The organism is Streptomyces sp. NPDC000941 (assembly GCF_053599555.1).
This window is the reverse complement of the sequence record NZ_JBSFMM010000125.1, coordinates 20,956-34,357: the sequence shown is the minus strand read 5'-3', so window position 1 is coordinate 34,357 and position 13,402 is coordinate 20,956. Positions and strand designations below refer to the sequence as shown.

The following is a 13,402-nucleotide window of genomic DNA, read 5'->3' as shown; positions in this document are numbered from 1 at the left end:
CAGCGACACGCCGTCGCGACGGCGTGTCGCTGTCTCATACTCACCGCAAATTCAGGACTGGGCTGCCGCCCCGGCGCTCCGCCGGTCGGCGGCGGCCCAGGACGCGGCGGCGACCCCGCCGGCCACGGTGAGGACGGACGGCCAGGCGCCGAGCTTCTTGGCGAGCGGATGCGACCCGGCGAAGGCTGCGACGTACAGCCCGCTGAGCATCGCCGCCGTCCCGGTCCCCGCCTTCTGCTGCCACCCTCGCGCGGCCACGACCCCGGCCGCCGCCAGCGCCACCCCGCCCAGCTGCCGCTTCTTGGTCCAGCGCGCGACCCCGTACCCGCCGACGAGCCCGCCCGCAGCCACCACACCTGCCGGGATTCCGGCCATGACCTCTTACCTCCACTGTGAGGGTTTCTCCTTGCTCGACCCTATGCCTGGCGGGATGGCCGTACGCGCCGATGGGGTCATGATCGAGCACCGACTCTGCAACAGGGGTTTGAGGCCGGGCCGGTGGGGGTGGGCTACGCGGCCGGGGGCAGCGCGGCCCCGTGCTCCGCGGCCCACTCCGCGAAGCCGGTCATCCGCAGCCCGAGCGCGCGGGCGTAGCGCGGCGATGCGGGCTGGCCCACGGTGTTCAGCCGCTCGTGCCCGACGGCGAATTCCGGCATCCCCGCGGCCAGCGCCTCCTCCACGGTCATGTCCGGGGCGGTCAGTTCGGTGCCGCTGGCGCGGGAGAGCACGGCGGCGACCTCGGCCATGGTCAGCTCGTCGCCCGCGAGTTCCAGCTCCACGCCGTTGAACCGCTCGGGGTCGGCGAACGCGGCTGCCGCGGCGTTGCCGATGTCCTGGACGGCGATCAGCTTCAGCACGGTGCCGGGCTTGATGACGGACACCAGCCGACGGCCGTCGGGGCTGAAGACGAAGCCGGGTACGAGGAAGTTCTCCATGAAGAAAGCCGGCTTGAGGAGCGTCCAGTACCGGAATCCCGCCTCACGCCCCCGGTCCTGGAGCGCGGCCTTGACCTCGTACACATGCTCCATGCCCTTCCAGCGCTCGTCGCCCCAGCCGGGCGTCTCGCGGTGCTGTCCGACGCCGGAGATGGAGGTGTACACGAGGTGTTCGACGCCCGCCTCGGCCGCCGCGTCGATCAGGTTGCGCCCGGAGACCCACTCCGCGTCGCCCAACAAGTCGGTCAGGTCCGGCATCTGCACCGAGAAGACGCCGCGCGCCCCGTCCACGGCGCGCCGTACGGAGTCGAGATCGCGCAGATCGCCGACGACGAGCTGGGCCCCCAGCGCCTGTACGGCACGGGCCGGGGCGCTGTCGGGGTCACGGACGAGGGCGCGTACCGGCACGCCCTGCGCGAGCAGGGCCCGAGCGGTGGCGCCGCCCTGTTTTCCGGTGGCACCGGTGACGAGTATGGGTGCGGTGGGCATGCTGCGGCCTCCCTTAAGTGGCGGGGTCCTCCGTTTGTCTGCCGGATACGATACGGAGGGGTCCGCCATTTACGCAAAGGTCAAAGGTCAGAAAGGTCAAAGGTGACGACGTGCCCGATGTGTCCCACGCTCAAGCTCACCCCCAAGCCCACACCCAAGCCGACGCCCAAGCCCGCCCCCAGCGCGCCGACGCCCGCCGCAACTACGCGCGCCTCCTCGCCGCCGCGGAGGCGGAGGTCGCCGTGCACGGCGCGGAGGTCTCCCTGGAACAGGTCGCCCGCACCGCCCAGGTGGGATCGGCGACCCTGCGCCGGCACTTCCCCAACCGGCAAGCCCTGCTGAGCGCTGTCTTCCAGCAGCGGATCGAAGCCCTGAGCGCCCTCGCCACGGACCTGGCCGCGCAGGACGACCCCCGGACGGCGCTACTGGAATGGCTGCGCGCCCTCGCGCACTACGTCGCCTCCGCACGCGGCATGGCGGCATCCCTGACCATCGCCGAATCCCCCGAGGAAGCCGCACACTGCTTCACCTATCTCGCCACCGCCGCCGACCCGTTGGTCCGCCGGGCCGCGACCGCGGGCGCCGTACGGGTGGACGCGACCGCCGCCGACCTGCTGACCGTGGTCACCGGCATCGCCCTGGCGACGGAGCACCACCCCAACGGCGCGGCCGAGGTCGACAGGCTGCTGACGCTGGTCACGGAGGGGCTGAGCCCGCGCACGTAAACCGTAGGGAGACCGAGGGGGCCGACAGCCGGGGGACGAGGGGACCGACGGCCGGGAGACCGACGGGGCCGACAGCCGGGGGAGGGCTAGAACCTCCCCACGCCCCACCTGAGCACGGCGTGATTCCCGCTCCCGCCGGACAGCCTGGTGCCGAAGGCCCCGCCGCCATCCGTGTTGAAGCTGTTCATCCCGTTGTACGCGACGCCGAAGGTCAGCCGGATCGCGTGACCGTCGCGCCAGCTCGCATCGCAGTGGTCGGCCGTGTACTCGACCGTGCCCGCGACCCCCTTGAGCGACCCCTCCCGCGACCGCGCCTCGAACACCCCGTCCTGCCCCCTGCTGAGCGTCGCCGGAGGCCGGGCGACGAATTCCCCGGACCTCAGCCCGTAGTCGGTCCGCGTGAGCCGGCACCCCGTCGCATTGTGCATACGAACCTGAAGCCCGCGGCTCGTCTCGTCGCCCTCACCATCACCCCGTACCCCGCCAACGCCAACGGCCTGCGCGGAAGCGGAGACGGCCGGCACACCGACCACCGCCCCCATCACCACGGCTGCGGCCCAACGCGTCAGTGTCCTCATGGCGGCCTTCTCCTCTCGGCACAGGTGCCACCACGATGCCCACCCCGACCGAACCACCGCCGGACCGACACAGCCGCCTGCCCCGCATGGCGGTCACCCTGGAGGCGGGTGGTTCGGTGCGCAGGGAGACCTGCTTGAGTCCCAGGAGGATGAGGAAGGCCAGGGCGACGATGCCGCCGGCCGTGAGCATCACCTGGTCCAGGGCATGGCCGAAGCCGTCCAGGAAGGGCCTGGCCAGGGCCGGGTCCAGGCGGGCGAGGAACGCGGTGTCGTTGAGGTCGGGATGGTGCGCCTCGGCCAGATCGTGCGGGTGCTGGGCGGCCGCGTACCGAAAGGCCGGTGAGGCGTCGGCGGCCTCGTAGCGGTCGGCGATGGCGGGGCCGGCCTGCGCGAACAGCAGGGCCGGCAGCAGGGCGGCACCGGCGGTGCCGCCCAGACCGCGGAACAGCGACAGGCTGGAGGTGCCCGCGCCCATGTCGGCCGGCGGCACTTCCCCAGCAAGGAATCGCTGGTCTTCGACCAGGAGGCCACGCACGAACAGCAGTTGGCCTCAGCGGTGCGCGACCGTACGGCGGGAACGACGATCCTGGACGCGCTGGAGACCTATCTCGCCGCGCCCAAGCCACGCCACGCCGGCGACCCCTCCCGCGAGGAGTTCCTGGACCTGGTCCACGCCACCCCCGCGCTGCGCGACCACTTCATGCGCATGCAGCGCAACTGGGAGACCACCCTCGCCCACGCCATCGCCGGGGAATCCGGACTGCCCGACGACGACCTCCAGGCCCGCGCCCTGGCCCGCTTCGCCCTGGACATCGGCGCCCTGGCCCAGGAAAGCCCCGACCCCGCCCACGCGCTGCGCACCCTGTTCGCCCGGCTCCGCAACGGCTGGACGGACTTCCCCCACCCCCGACCACCCCCCAACAACCCGGCACCAGCACCGGTAACAGGCCCCGGTAACAGGCCCCGGTAACAGGCCCCGGCCCGTACGGCGGACCGACGCGGCCCTTCAGCCGCGGTGCCGGCTTCCGGCGCGGGTCATCGACATCAGCAGCTGGTGGGTTTCGAGGTCGGCGGCCACGACGAGTCCGCGGCCCGCGGGTCCGATCGGGGCGCCGTCGATTCCGGTGACCACGCAGCCGGCGGCCTGGCACAGAGCGATGCCGGCGGCGAAATGCACGCTCCCGGACAGGTCGCCGCCGTCGGTGACGTACGCGGCCCGTTTGCCGGCGGCGACCCAGGCCAACGCGAGCGTCGTGGAGACGACCCGGGGCCGGAACCGTTCCACGAACCCGGGGTGGGCCAGCAGGTCCACGGCCCGGAACGTCGGCGCGCCGGGGAAAGGCGGGTCCAGGTTGACATCCACGAGGTGGGTGGCGGGCGTCGGCGCCAGCTGGGCATCGGCGCCGTCATGCCGTACCCAGGCGGTCTCACCGTCGGTAAAGAAGACCTCGCCGCTGAACGGGTCGGCCACCGCCGCCGCACCGCCGCGCAACGCCACATTGACGGCCACCAGCATGTTGCCGACCGAGTAGTTCAGCGTGCCGCACAAGGGGTCCACCAGCCACTGGCGCGCAGCCTCCGCGGCACCCTGCTGCCCGCCCTCCTCGCCGAGCACGGCATCATCGGGCCGAGCGGCCCGGATGACGCTGAGGATCGACTTCTCGGCCTCGACATCGGCGGTGGTGGCGAAGTCCCCGGCGCCCTTGTCGATACGGGTGAGCCGCCGGCCGTACATGGCGCGCACAACCTCCGCACCAGCACGTACCGCGGCTATCGCGACCCCGGCATCGTCAAGAGCCCCAGATGAGTTGGTCACAGGGCGCAGGGTATCGATGCCGACAGCTCGGACCACCGCCTGCCAGACCCGTCGTCGATGCGGGCAGCCGACGCTTGCTCAGCTCAGGTTCCACAGGGACAGTCCTGGGAGGCGTGGGCCACCGACCCGGCGCGGGACCGGCGGCAACTCCGTCCCGGGCGCGGCGGACTTCACACCACAGCGACGTTACGACCGACAACGCCGCGCCCGCATGGGCGGGGCGCCGCCCTGATGGCAGACCGTGCGGCCCGCACCGTGGGTGTGGAGTGCCCCGGTGCGGGCGGGCGGCGGTACGCGATCGCCGGCGCGGCTGGAACGGCGGTCTCAGCCCGTCGTCATTCCAATCTTCCCTTCCAGGGCCTGGCGCATGACCACCGAACCCTGTTCCACGAACTCCGCGATCGGGGCGGCGAGGCTGTCGGGCAGGACGTCGGTGTGCCAGACGAATCTGGTCCGGCCACCGGCTTCGGCGAGGGCCTGCATCGAGGCGTGGTGGTGGGCAGGGTGGAGGCTTCCGCCGACCACGGTGTAGGCGACGCGTCTGGCCCCGTGATCGAGGTCGACGAGTCGCTCGTGCACGATCGTGCCGTTGGAGAAGGTGACCGTACGGGTGTCCGAGCTCAGCTGCGTATCGGTGACGAAGCCGGGCGCGAGGCGTTTGTGCACCGCGCCGTAGTCGCTGAGCACGTCCCAGACGGCGTCGGGCGTGGCGTCGACGACGAATTCCTTGTGAATGGATGCCATGTGTGACTCCTGTTCAGGCCGCGGAGATACAGAAGGGGTGCCCCTCGGGGTCGGCGAGGACGGTCCACTGGCCATCGCCGGGCTGGAAGCCGGGCTTGCTCGCGCCGAGCGCGATCAACTCCTTCGCCGTGGCCTCGGGGTCGCTGACCTGGAAGTCGAGGTGGGCGTGCGGGGCGGAGTCGGGCCAGACGGGCCCGCGGTAGTCGGCGACCCGCGAAAAGGTGAGCTGCAACGAGCCGTTGCCCAGGCAGGCGTACTCGTCGTCGCTGTGGCTGATCTCCCAGCCGGTGAGGTGGTGGTAGAACTCGGCGAGTTCCTTCGGGGCGGCGCAGTCGATGACGATCGCGGTGAGCTCCGCGTGGACGGTCATGCCGATGACTCCTCGGTGTCGTGGTTTGCCCGCCCAGCATCGGCGTGGAGTGTGCGGAGAGTCTTGAAGATCCTTGCGGAGCGACGGACTCCCGGACTCTCCCCGGACTGATGTCGTACCCCCGACGTAGGGTCTGCGGCGTGTTGTCAGCCGTAACCCTTGCCGCCCGGCCCGAGTTCGCCGTGGCCACGGTGGTTTGCTGCTCCGACCACACTCGATGGTCAGCACCGGAGGCCCGCGACGATCACCGCATGGTGCTCGTACGACGTGGCCGATTCCGCCGGTCGGCCGGAGGATCCGACGCCGATCTGGACCCGACGGTGGGCTACCTGGGCACCCCGGCCGAAGAGGAGCGCTTCGCGCACCCCACCGGCGGCGACACCTGCACCTCCCTCACCTTCACGCCCCGGCTCTGGGAAGGGCTCGCGGGCGGTAAGAGCGTCTACGTGGACGCGCGTATCGACCTCACCCACCGACGCCTGCTCGCAGCCGCCGCCGGCGGCGACATCGACTACGCACTGACGGAAGAACTGCTCCGCCTCGTCGCAGAAGCCGCCGGCAAACCGGCCGAGCAACCGAAACCCGCCGACCGGACCCTGGTCGCAGCGGCCCGCGAGGCAATCACCGAGGAGGCTTCGCAGTCGGCGGACCTGTGCTCACTGGCCCAACACCTCAAGGTCTCCCCCTACCGGCTGAGCCGCGTCTTCTCCCAGGAGATGGGCGTCTCCCTCACCCGCTACCGCAACCGCGTCCGCGTCGGCCTGGCCATGGACCGCCTCACCCAGGGCGAACCCAGCCTCGCCAACCTGGCCACCGACCTGGGCTTCGCCGACCAGGCCCACATGACCCGCACCATCCGCGAACACCTACAGCACACACCGACCGCGCTACGCCAACTCCTCAGCCCGGCATCGGCGCCGTACGGGGACCGATCGCCGGGCCCCGGAGCCTAGACACCATCCGCCGAGCCGTGAACGCGAGCACCCGATGAGGGCGGAAGAGCGCTTGGGCCAGCCACGGCTCAGGGGACTCTCACGCCACACTGACGTCGTGACCGACAACGTCTTCGTGATCACCTGTGGCCTGCCTGCCAGCGGGAAGAGCACTCTCTCCCACGCCCTGGGCGACTGCCTGGGATGGCCGGTCATCGACAAGGACACAATTCTGGAATCCCTCTTCGACTCCCTCGGCACCGGCGACCAAGCATGGCGGCACCGGCTCAGTCGCGCGAGCGACGACGTCCTCTTCACCATCGCTGCCCAAGCCAAACGTGCCGTACTCGACAACTGGTGGCACCACGACACCGCCCCCGAACGGCTGCATCGACTCAATGCGCGCCTGATCGAGATCTTCTGCGACTGCGACCCGGCCCTCGCCGCCGAACGTTTCCAGCGACGGACCCGCCACCCCGGCCACCTCGACCCCCAACTCACGCCTGAGCAAGTCGCCGAGCGTGTCACCACGCTCCGCGCCACTTACCCGGGCCCTCTACGCCTGGGCGGACCCTTGTTGACCGTCGACACCAGTCGGCCGGTCGACATCACTGCGGTCGCCAAAGAGGTCAACGCCCTCCTCGAAGCCTGAGGAAACCGGTGAGCAGCCAAGCATGACCAGGGTAGATCGACGCGAACCCCGGCTAGACAGACCCGACTTGCCCGCGACCCAGGGCCGCTACGAAGTTTTCCCAGGTGCGCGCCGAGAACGCGAGCACGGCCCGCTCCGGCTCCTTCGAGTCCCGTACGGCAATGCCGCCCGCGCGGAAGGAGGCTTCGACGCATTCTGTTGCGCCAGCGCTACTGTACGAGGACTTGAACCAGTCGTCCCCGGTCCCTGATATAGAGGGCTTGCTCATCAGATCTCCTCGCGGACGCGTTTGATGAATCTGGATGACGAGGCCATGTCCATGGCCTGGGCGCGAATGTAGTCGAACGCGAGCCGGTAGCGCTCCAACTCTTCGTCCTTTTCCATAAAGATCGAGCTGACCTGGATGTCGACGTACACCACATCCAGAGAAGGCTCGGCACCGCCGAGGATCACAAAGCTGCCCATGGCCGCCGAGTGAGCACCCTTGGAGAAGGGCAGTACTTGGAGCGTGATGTTGGGAGATTCATTGGCGAGCAACAAATGATCCAGTTGATCCCGCATCACGGCAGGGGAGCCGACTACCCGCCGGACCACCGACTCGTCGAGGACGGCCCACAGATGCGGCGGCTTTGGGCGGCTCAGGATCTCCTGTCGTTTCATGCGGATGTCGACCTGGCGTTCGATCTCCTCGGGGGACAAGCGCATCTCGCAAGCGTGCTGCACGGCTTCCATGTATCCGCGTGTCTGTAGCAGCCCTGGCACGTAGACGCAGGCGAAGTGATCCTCGCGGACGGCTTCATCCTCAAGCGTGAGCAGGAGGTTCAAGGTCTCCGGGATGGAGTCCGCGAAGGTGCTCCACCAGCCTTGCTGCTTCGCGTCCTTGGCCAGGCTCACAACAGCCTTGCGCTCGGCGTCGCTCGCTCCGTACTCCCGGCACAAGGCATCCACAATGGGCCACTTCACGGGCCCTTCCTGCGTCTCGTACCGACTCACGGTTGCCTTCGAGACCCCGACGAGCTGCCCGGCCTCCTCCAGTGTCATTCCCTTGCGCGCCCGGAACTTGCGCATCATTGCGCCGAGCTGACGGCGACGGGTGGTGGCGCGCGCTGGCATGCGGCTTCCTCTCCTTCTGCGCTGGCCTGCGGCTCCCGCCAGCGGCAACCAGGCTATGGGGCACCGCAGTTGATGTCCCACCAGATTCACTCGTCCGAGTCTTGTGAGAAGTTACATAGCGGGACTTCTCAATGCCATACTCGCATCGTGAGGCTACGCAGCGCAGTCGTACGGACACGGCTGGGCGCAGCGCTGGCGTAGCGATCTAGGGAGTGTGGTCATGTACCGCTTCTCAGCCACCGAACCTCATCAACGCCGATGTGTCCTCCCTTTCCGAGCGGAGGCACCTCAGCTCGCCGGGCTCCGGCGAACCGTGAGAGCGCAGCTCACCGCCTGGGGAATGTCGCCACTCGTCGACGAGGCACAGCTGACCGTCACCGAGCTGGCTTCGAACGTCATTAAGCACGTGGGGGAGGGCAGCGCGGCCACCCTCATCCTCGACGTGACGGCGGACCAGCTCCGCGTCGAGCTACATGACAAGAGCCGGAGCGAACCTCAGTGGCTTCCGTCCGGGTGTGACGAAGAGTGCGGCCGTGGCCTGCACCTCCTCGTCGGTATGGCCGCCGCATGGGGCACGATCCGAACCGCTGCGGGCAAAGCCGTCTGGTGCGAGCTGGCCCTGCCGCCGGACGAGAATCGACGCCGCGTCCAGCGTGCGATGGTCGTCATGGAGTCGTACAACCACGCAATCGGCCACCCGACGGCGCGGCTTCCTCGTCGATCCGTCATGGAGCAGTCGGCCACCAGCCTCATCACCGATCTTCTGCATTGGGTCGCGGCGCAAGGGTTGGACCCCGACCACATCCTCGACTGCGCCCAGATGCACTTCGAGGCGGATCCGCCGACGGGCTGCGCGCCTGCCTACCCGGCAGCGAGGGCCGAGTAGGTCCAGACGTCGGCGGGCAGCTCGTGCTGAAGCCGCCAGACGATACCCATGGGCTTACTGCCTTCGTGAGACTCGTACTCGGCCGGGCCGAGCAACATCCATGGCTGCGGCCCGCCGATGTCCGTCTTCTTGTAGCGCCGTACGAAGAGCAGCACGTGCGTGCCGCGCTGCTTGTGCTGCTGGTAGCGCAGGCCCGTGGGTGACGACTCGGAGGTCTGGTTCTGCGATTCCCAGTGGAAGTGCTCCGGACTCATGGCGTAGTCCTTGTACCGTGTCTGTGGTGAGAAGTCCTTGTCATCCTTTTCGAGGGTGATCAAAAGCGCGTCGGTCTTAAGCCCCTCGCACCACTTCACGCCTTCGCGGAAATGCCCTGGCAAGGAGGCGCCCACATCAGCCTGGCCGAGCGCGGGCAGGATCTCTTCGCGGCTATACGAAGCGTGGACAGTCAGCGGAATGTCGCTGTGCTCACCGAGGAGTGGAATCGGGTAGTGGTCGGTGCGCGCCAGGTTGTAAGCAAGGACCTGGCGGAGCTCGCTTCGGAGAGCCTTCTGTTGGCGCAGGGATTCGAACCCCTCGGAGTAGCTGGAGAAGCCACCCAAGGGCCACAGGGAGAAAAAGAGCATCCGGGCGTACGCCTGTGTCGCTGTGTCGAGCGAGTCGTACGGGGGAGCGTCGTCGGCCAACACGTGGCTGTAGGCGTCCACCCGTCGTGGGTCGTCGACGTGCAGGAACGCGGATACGCGCTTCAGGAGTTGTTCCTCGCACTCCGGAGCACTGTCAGTGAGGAGGTTGGCTCGCCTGAGGAGACGGGTCCAGGAGTTATTGGCCCGATAAAGCTCCTTGAGTTCGCGCTGGCTCTCTTCGAGATACGCGCTGAGCCGAGGCTCGGCGTATGCGGCAACCTCTTGCGTCAGCTGCCGTATGTTGACGTTGATCTGGTGCTTGATATTTTCCAGGATCCGGTCTTTTGACTTGCGGTCCAGGATGATCTGGCACCCGGAGGGGAGCTGTGGAAAGTCATGCTCGATGTGCTCGGCAAGCCGGTTTCGTGTGAGATTCGTCAGCGCGCGGAATTGCTCTTCAAAGCGGAACTCCTTGCGATGTTGGCCGATGAAGTCGAGCACAGTGAGCACGGCCTTGTCCGGCGTCCGCCGCAGGCCCCGGCCGAGTTGCTGGAGAAAGACTGTGGCGCTGGACGTGGGACGCAGCAGCAGAAGGGTGTCCACATCCGGGATGTCGAGCCCTTCGTTGAACAAGTCCACGGAGAAGATGATCTGCAGTCTGCCGTCCCGTAGGTCGGCGAGGGCTTGGGCACGCTCAGGGAGCGGGGTAGACCCGTCGAGGGCCGTGGCGCTGAGGCCAGCCTGACGGAAGCGGTCCGCCATGAAGTGGGCGTGTTCCACGGAGACGCAGAAGCCCAGTGCCCGCATCGAGCTTGGATCCGTCACCTTCTCTTGGACGGCCTTCACGATGAGACGCGCCCGGGCGTGATTTCCGGTGTAGAGCTGACTTAGCTCGCCCGCGTCGTAGGCGCCTCTCTTCCAGGTGAGCCCTTCCAGATCGGTGTTGTCGGCGATCCCAAAGTAGTGGAAGGGGCTGAGGAGATCGTTCTCCAACGCTTCCCACAGGCGCATCTCGGCTGCGATGTGCCCGTCGAAGAACTCGTCTTGCACGTTGACGCCATCCGCGCGCTCCGGTGTCGCGGTGAGTCCTAGGAGCTCCAGCGGTTCGAAGTGGTCGATGATGCGCCGGTAGGTTCGAGCGACCCCATGGTGGAACTCGTCGATGACGACGACGTCGAAGTGGTCGGGGGCGAAGCGCTCCAGCGAACCGGCATTAAGGGACTGAACGCTGGCGAAGACATGTGTCCAGTCCTGCGGGACATCCCCGCCGACCAGCAGCTCCCCGAAGTTCGCGTCGACCAGGACGTCTTGGTACGTACGAAGCGACTGCTTCAGGATCTCCTGGCGGTGGGCGACGAAGAGCAGGCTGAGCGGGCGCCCCGCGTGCTGCTTCCGCAGGGCCCGGTAGTCCAGGGCAGCCATGACGGTCTTGCCGGTGCCCGTGGCCGCAACGAGCAGATTGCGATGTCGGTCGTGGATGTCGCGCTCGATACGGAGCCGTTCGAGCATGTCTTGTTGGTGCGGGTACGGACGCACCTCAAGGCCGGAGAGGCTGATCGCATGGGTGTCGCCGTGCTGCTTTCCGCCAGCGAGGAGGAGCGCTTCTTGTAGTCGGCTGCCGTCGCGGGTGGGGTCGTACGTCTCGAAGGCCGGTTCGCTCCAGTAGGAGTCGAAGGTGGCCTCGAACTTCTTTAAGACGGCCGGCGTGGCTACTGAGGAGAGGCGGACGTTCCATTCGAGCCCGTCGAGAAGCGCCGTCTTGGAGAGGTTGGAACTGCCGACGTAGGCGGTGTCGTAGCCGCTGTTGCGCCGGAACAGCCAAGCTTTCGCGTGGAGACGGGTTGACCGTATCTCGTAGTTGACCTTGACCTCGGCGTTGAACTCTTCCACGAGTCGGTCCAGGGCGCGTCGCTCGGTGGCGCCGATATAGGTCGTCGTGATGACGCGGATCGGCACGCCTCGATCACGGGCTGCCGCTAGCGACTCCTCCAGAACGCGGAGGCCGTGCCACTTCACGAAGGCGCAGAGCAGGTCGACGCGGTCTGCGGTGGCCAGCTCGGCGCGGAGCTCGAAGCCGAGGTTGGGGTCTTCTGGGGAGTTGGTGATGAGGGCCGTCTCGGAGAGCGGGGTGGCTGGGCGTACGGAGTAGACGCCCGGGGCCTGCTGCTCGGCGATGGCGATCAACTGACGAGGGCCGTCCGCGATGAGATCGACCCACTGCTTGGCCCCGTCGAGACTGCTGATGGATTCGAGGATGTGGTTGGCTGCGGCGACCTGCTCGGCGGGCTTCAGGGTGAGGAAGACCTGCTGGACCGTCTCGGCGATGTGGCGGGCGAGCACGTGAGGTGAAGAGTGCTCGCCGACCGTCTGCTTGATGGCTCGCCACGCGTCGGTGTCCAGCACCTCAAGCTGGGCTTCGAGTCGAGACGTGATCAGTCGCTCGTACAGACCGAGCACCGGCGTTGCTTGGTCTCGAAGGCGATCAACCATCGCAGCCCCTCCGCATCACGGTAAGTGGTGCTGCAGTTGTATCAACCACCTCGGACACTGGGTGGGGACTGGCGGCCGAAGGGAGGGTGTTGCCTGGATGAGCTAGGTCATGCAGCGCTGAGGCTGAACGTTTCGCCGTCGCGCCAGATCACCGAGGCACCCGACAGATTGCACAGCTCGATGAGGTCTTCGCGGGGGCGCGAGGGCAACAGCACAGCCAGTGATGGAGTGGGCTTGATGTAGCGGCGGTAGTCGTAGAGCTGCCCTATGGCCATGCGTATGGCCTCTCGGGTCACACTCCCCTTGGCCTCGATGAGGACGTTGTCGGTCGTGTCGTGCAGATCGGTGAACAGAGGCTTGGCCTCACCAGCTGGGGTGATCTTCTTCCGCGTCACGGTGTGGCCTTGCCCCTCCAAGTGGCCTTTGTACTTCGCGACCAGTGGGGCCTCGCGACGTTCTGCCTCACGCTCTTCGCTCTTGGGGCTGATCACCATGCGCTCGGTGTGTTGCTTCTCGATGTCGACGTCTTCGACGACGTCGTCGTCGGTCGGTGTGAGAGCGATCTTTTCGCCCACCGGGGCAGCGGTGCCAAGTGGCTTGAGGCGGAACATGATCACGCTGCGGATCTCGTTCTTCGCGTCAGGCGCATCCGTGTAGTACCAGGCTGAGTCCGTGGCGAGGGTGAACTGTCCCACGTATTCGACGACGCCCCGCGCCACTGAGTCGAACAGGTGCAACGCACGCCCAGCCTGCTCATGCTTGAGAATGGCCAGGTTCCCTTGAGTCATCTCTTGGTCGCCTTTTTGGCCTTCTCCGGCGTAGTGGTAACAGCCGTCCGTACCCCAGCCGTCGAAGTAGCCAACCTTGCGTCCCCTGCTGGGGTTGCTGAACAGGAAGATGTTGGTCTTACTTGGGGCGATCCCACGCTGGCGGTTACCCCCGTAGCGGTCCTGAAGTGCAGTCCGCTTGAGCTGCTGGCCAGGAGTGATGTCCCACATGGGTCCCCCAAGATCCGTGATCGTGGTCGACCCAAAGATTAGTCATATGAA

At 67.6% G+C, this 13,402-nt stretch carries 16 protein-coding genes; 5 read left to right on the top strand and 11 right to left on the bottom strand.

What is annotated here, in order from left to right; genetic code table 11:
• Positions 1-51: 51 nt before the first annotated feature.
• Both ACWDSL_RS32790 and ACWDSL_RS32785 read right to left on the bottom strand, forming a co-directional pair.
• Entirely contained in the window at positions 52-375 is a 324-nt protein-coding gene (locus tag ACWDSL_RS32790; protein WP_450491597.1) for a hypothetical protein, read from the bottom strand.
• 134 nt (positions 376-509) lie between these two features.
• Complete coding sequence (locus tag ACWDSL_RS32785) at positions 510-1,424, bottom strand: NmrA/HSCARG family protein (protein WP_450491596.1); 915 nt, start codon at positions 1,422-1,424, stop codon at positions 510-512.
• Positions 1,425-1,543: 119 nt separating this feature from the next.
• On the opposite strand from ACWDSL_RS32785, the gene ACWDSL_RS32780 reads away from it, so the two are divergent.
• Entirely contained in the window at positions 1,544-2,149 is a 606-nt protein-coding gene (locus ACWDSL_RS32780; RefSeq protein ID WP_450491600.1) for a TetR/AcrR family transcriptional regulator, read from the top strand.
• Positions 2,150-2,235: 86 nt separating this feature from the next.
• Here ACWDSL_RS32780 and ACWDSL_RS32775 read toward each other — a convergent pair whose 3' ends face one another.
• Positions 2,236-2,577: a hypothetical protein gene (locus ACWDSL_RS32775; RefSeq protein WP_450491595.1), complete on the bottom strand. Its 342-nt coding sequence runs from the start codon at positions 2,575-2,577 to the stop codon at positions 2,236-2,238.
• A 40-nt stretch (positions 2,578-2,617) separates the two neighbouring features.
• Positions 2,618-3,262: a hypothetical protein gene (locus ACWDSL_RS32770; protein ID WP_450491594.1), complete on the bottom strand. Its 645-nt coding sequence runs from the start codon at positions 3,260-3,262 to the stop codon at positions 2,618-2,620.
• Positions 3,263-3,271: 9 nt separating this feature from the next.
• Between ACWDSL_RS32770 and ACWDSL_RS32765 the strand changes: the two genes are divergently transcribed.
• Positions 3,272-3,697, top strand: a complete 426-nt coding sequence (locus tag ACWDSL_RS32765; RefSeq protein ID WP_450491593.1) for an acyl-CoA-like ligand-binding transcription factor — start codon at positions 3,272-3,274, stop codon at positions 3,695-3,697.
• 36 nt (positions 3,698-3,733) lie between these two features.
• Here the strand turns inward: ACWDSL_RS32765 and ACWDSL_RS32760 are convergent, their stop codons facing one another.
• The 3 genes from ACWDSL_RS32760 to ACWDSL_RS32750 all read right to left on the bottom strand — a co-directional run bounded on the left by ACWDSL_RS32760 (position 3,734) and on the right by ACWDSL_RS32750 (position 5,657).
• Entirely contained in the window at positions 3,734-4,543 is an 810-nt protein-coding gene (locus ACWDSL_RS32760) for an inositol monophosphatase family protein (RefSeq protein WP_450491592.1), read from the bottom strand.
• 324 nt (positions 4,544-4,867) lie between these two features.
• Positions 4,868-5,287, bottom strand: a complete 420-nt coding sequence (locus ACWDSL_RS32755; RefSeq protein ID WP_450491591.1) for an SRPBCC family protein — start codon at positions 5,285-5,287, stop codon at positions 4,868-4,870.
• 13 nt (positions 5,288-5,300) lie between these two features.
• Positions 5,301-5,657, bottom strand: a complete 357-nt coding sequence (locus tag ACWDSL_RS32750; protein WP_450491590.1) for a VOC family protein — start codon at positions 5,655-5,657, stop codon at positions 5,301-5,303.
• Between the two features lie 140 nt (positions 5,658-5,797).
• Between ACWDSL_RS32750 and ACWDSL_RS32745 the strand changes: the two genes are divergently transcribed.
• Together ACWDSL_RS32745 and ACWDSL_RS32740 are read left to right on the top strand one after the other, a co-directional pair.
• Entirely contained in the window at positions 5,798-6,610 is an 813-nt protein-coding gene (locus tag ACWDSL_RS32745) for a helix-turn-helix domain-containing protein (protein WP_450491589.1), read from the top strand.
• A 97-nt stretch (positions 6,611-6,707) separates the two neighbouring features.
• Entirely contained in the window at positions 6,708-7,241 is a 534-nt protein-coding gene (locus ACWDSL_RS32740; protein WP_450491588.1) for an AAA family ATPase, read from the top strand.
• A gap of 52 nt (positions 7,242-7,293) precedes the next feature.
• Here ACWDSL_RS32740 and ACWDSL_RS32735 read toward each other — a convergent pair whose 3' ends face one another.
• Positions 7,294-7,509 (bottom strand): DUF397 domain-containing protein, encoded by a 216-nt coding sequence (locus tag ACWDSL_RS32735; protein ID WP_450491587.1) that lies wholly within the window; start codon positions 7,507-7,509, stop codon positions 7,294-7,296.
• Positions 7,509-8,354, bottom strand: a complete 846-nt coding sequence (locus tag ACWDSL_RS32730) for a helix-turn-helix domain-containing protein (protein ID WP_450491586.1) — start codon at positions 8,352-8,354, stop codon at positions 7,509-7,511. The genes ACWDSL_RS32735 and ACWDSL_RS32730 overlap by 1 nt, the downstream gene beginning before the upstream one ends.
• Before the next feature lie 220 nt (positions 8,355-8,574).
• On the opposite strand from ACWDSL_RS32730, the gene ACWDSL_RS32725 reads away from it, so the two are divergent.
• The gene (locus tag ACWDSL_RS32725; protein ID WP_450491585.1) at positions 8,575-9,240 is read left to right on the top strand and encodes an ATP-binding protein; all 666 of its coding nucleotides are present in this window, start codon (positions 8,575-8,577) and stop codon (positions 9,238-9,240) included.
• Here the strand turns inward: ACWDSL_RS32725 and ACWDSL_RS32720 are convergent.
• Entirely contained in the window at positions 9,216-12,353 is a 3,138-nt protein-coding gene (locus ACWDSL_RS32720) for a DUF3427 domain-containing protein (protein ID WP_450491584.1), read from the bottom strand. The genes ACWDSL_RS32725 and ACWDSL_RS32720 overlap by 25 nt on opposite strands.
• Before the next feature lie 107 nt (positions 12,354-12,460).
• Positions 12,461-13,351: a restriction endonuclease gene (locus ACWDSL_RS32715; RefSeq protein WP_450491583.1), complete on the bottom strand. Its 891-nt coding sequence runs from the start codon at positions 13,349-13,351 to the stop codon at positions 12,461-12,463.
• Positions 13,352-13,402 lie beyond the last annotated feature (51 nt).

Coding starts and splice junctions, on each gene's coding strand:
- ACWDSL_RS32790 (WP_450491597.1), bottom strand. CDS start 375: ATGGCCGGAATCCCGGCAGGTGTGGTGGCTGCGGGCGGGCTCGTCGGC.
- ACWDSL_RS32785 (WP_450491596.1), bottom strand. CDS start 1,424: ATGCCCACCGCACCCATACTCGTCACCGGTGCCACCGGAAAACAGGGC.
- ACWDSL_RS32775 (WP_450491595.1), bottom strand. CDS start 2,577: ATGCACAATGCGACGGGGTGCCGGCTCACGCGGACCGACTACGGGCTG.
- ACWDSL_RS32755 (WP_450491591.1), bottom strand. CDS start 5,287: ATGGCATCCATTCACAAGGAATTCGTCGTCGACGCCACGCCCGACGCC.
- ACWDSL_RS32750 (WP_450491590.1), bottom strand. CDS start 5,657: ATGACCGTCCACGCGGAGCTCACCGCGATCGTCATCGACTGCGCCGCC.
- ACWDSL_RS32735 (WP_450491587.1), bottom strand. CDS start 7,509: ATGAGCAAGCCCTCTATATCAGGGACCGGGGACGACTGGTTCAAGTCC.
- ACWDSL_RS32730 (WP_450491586.1), bottom strand. CDS start 8,354: ATGCCAGCGCGCGCCACCACCCGTCGCCGTCAGCTCGGCGCAATGATG.
- ACWDSL_RS32725 (WP_450491585.1), top strand. CDS start 8,575: ATGTACCGCTTCTCAGCCACCGAACCTCATCAACGCCGATGTGTCCTC.
- ACWDSL_RS32720 (WP_450491584.1), bottom strand. CDS start 12,353: ATGGTTGATCGCCTTCGAGACCAAGCAACGCCGGTGCTCGGTCTGTAC.
- ACWDSL_RS32715 (WP_450491583.1), bottom strand. CDS start 13,351: ATGTGGGACATCACTCCTGGCCAGCAGCTCAAGCGGACTGCACTTCAG.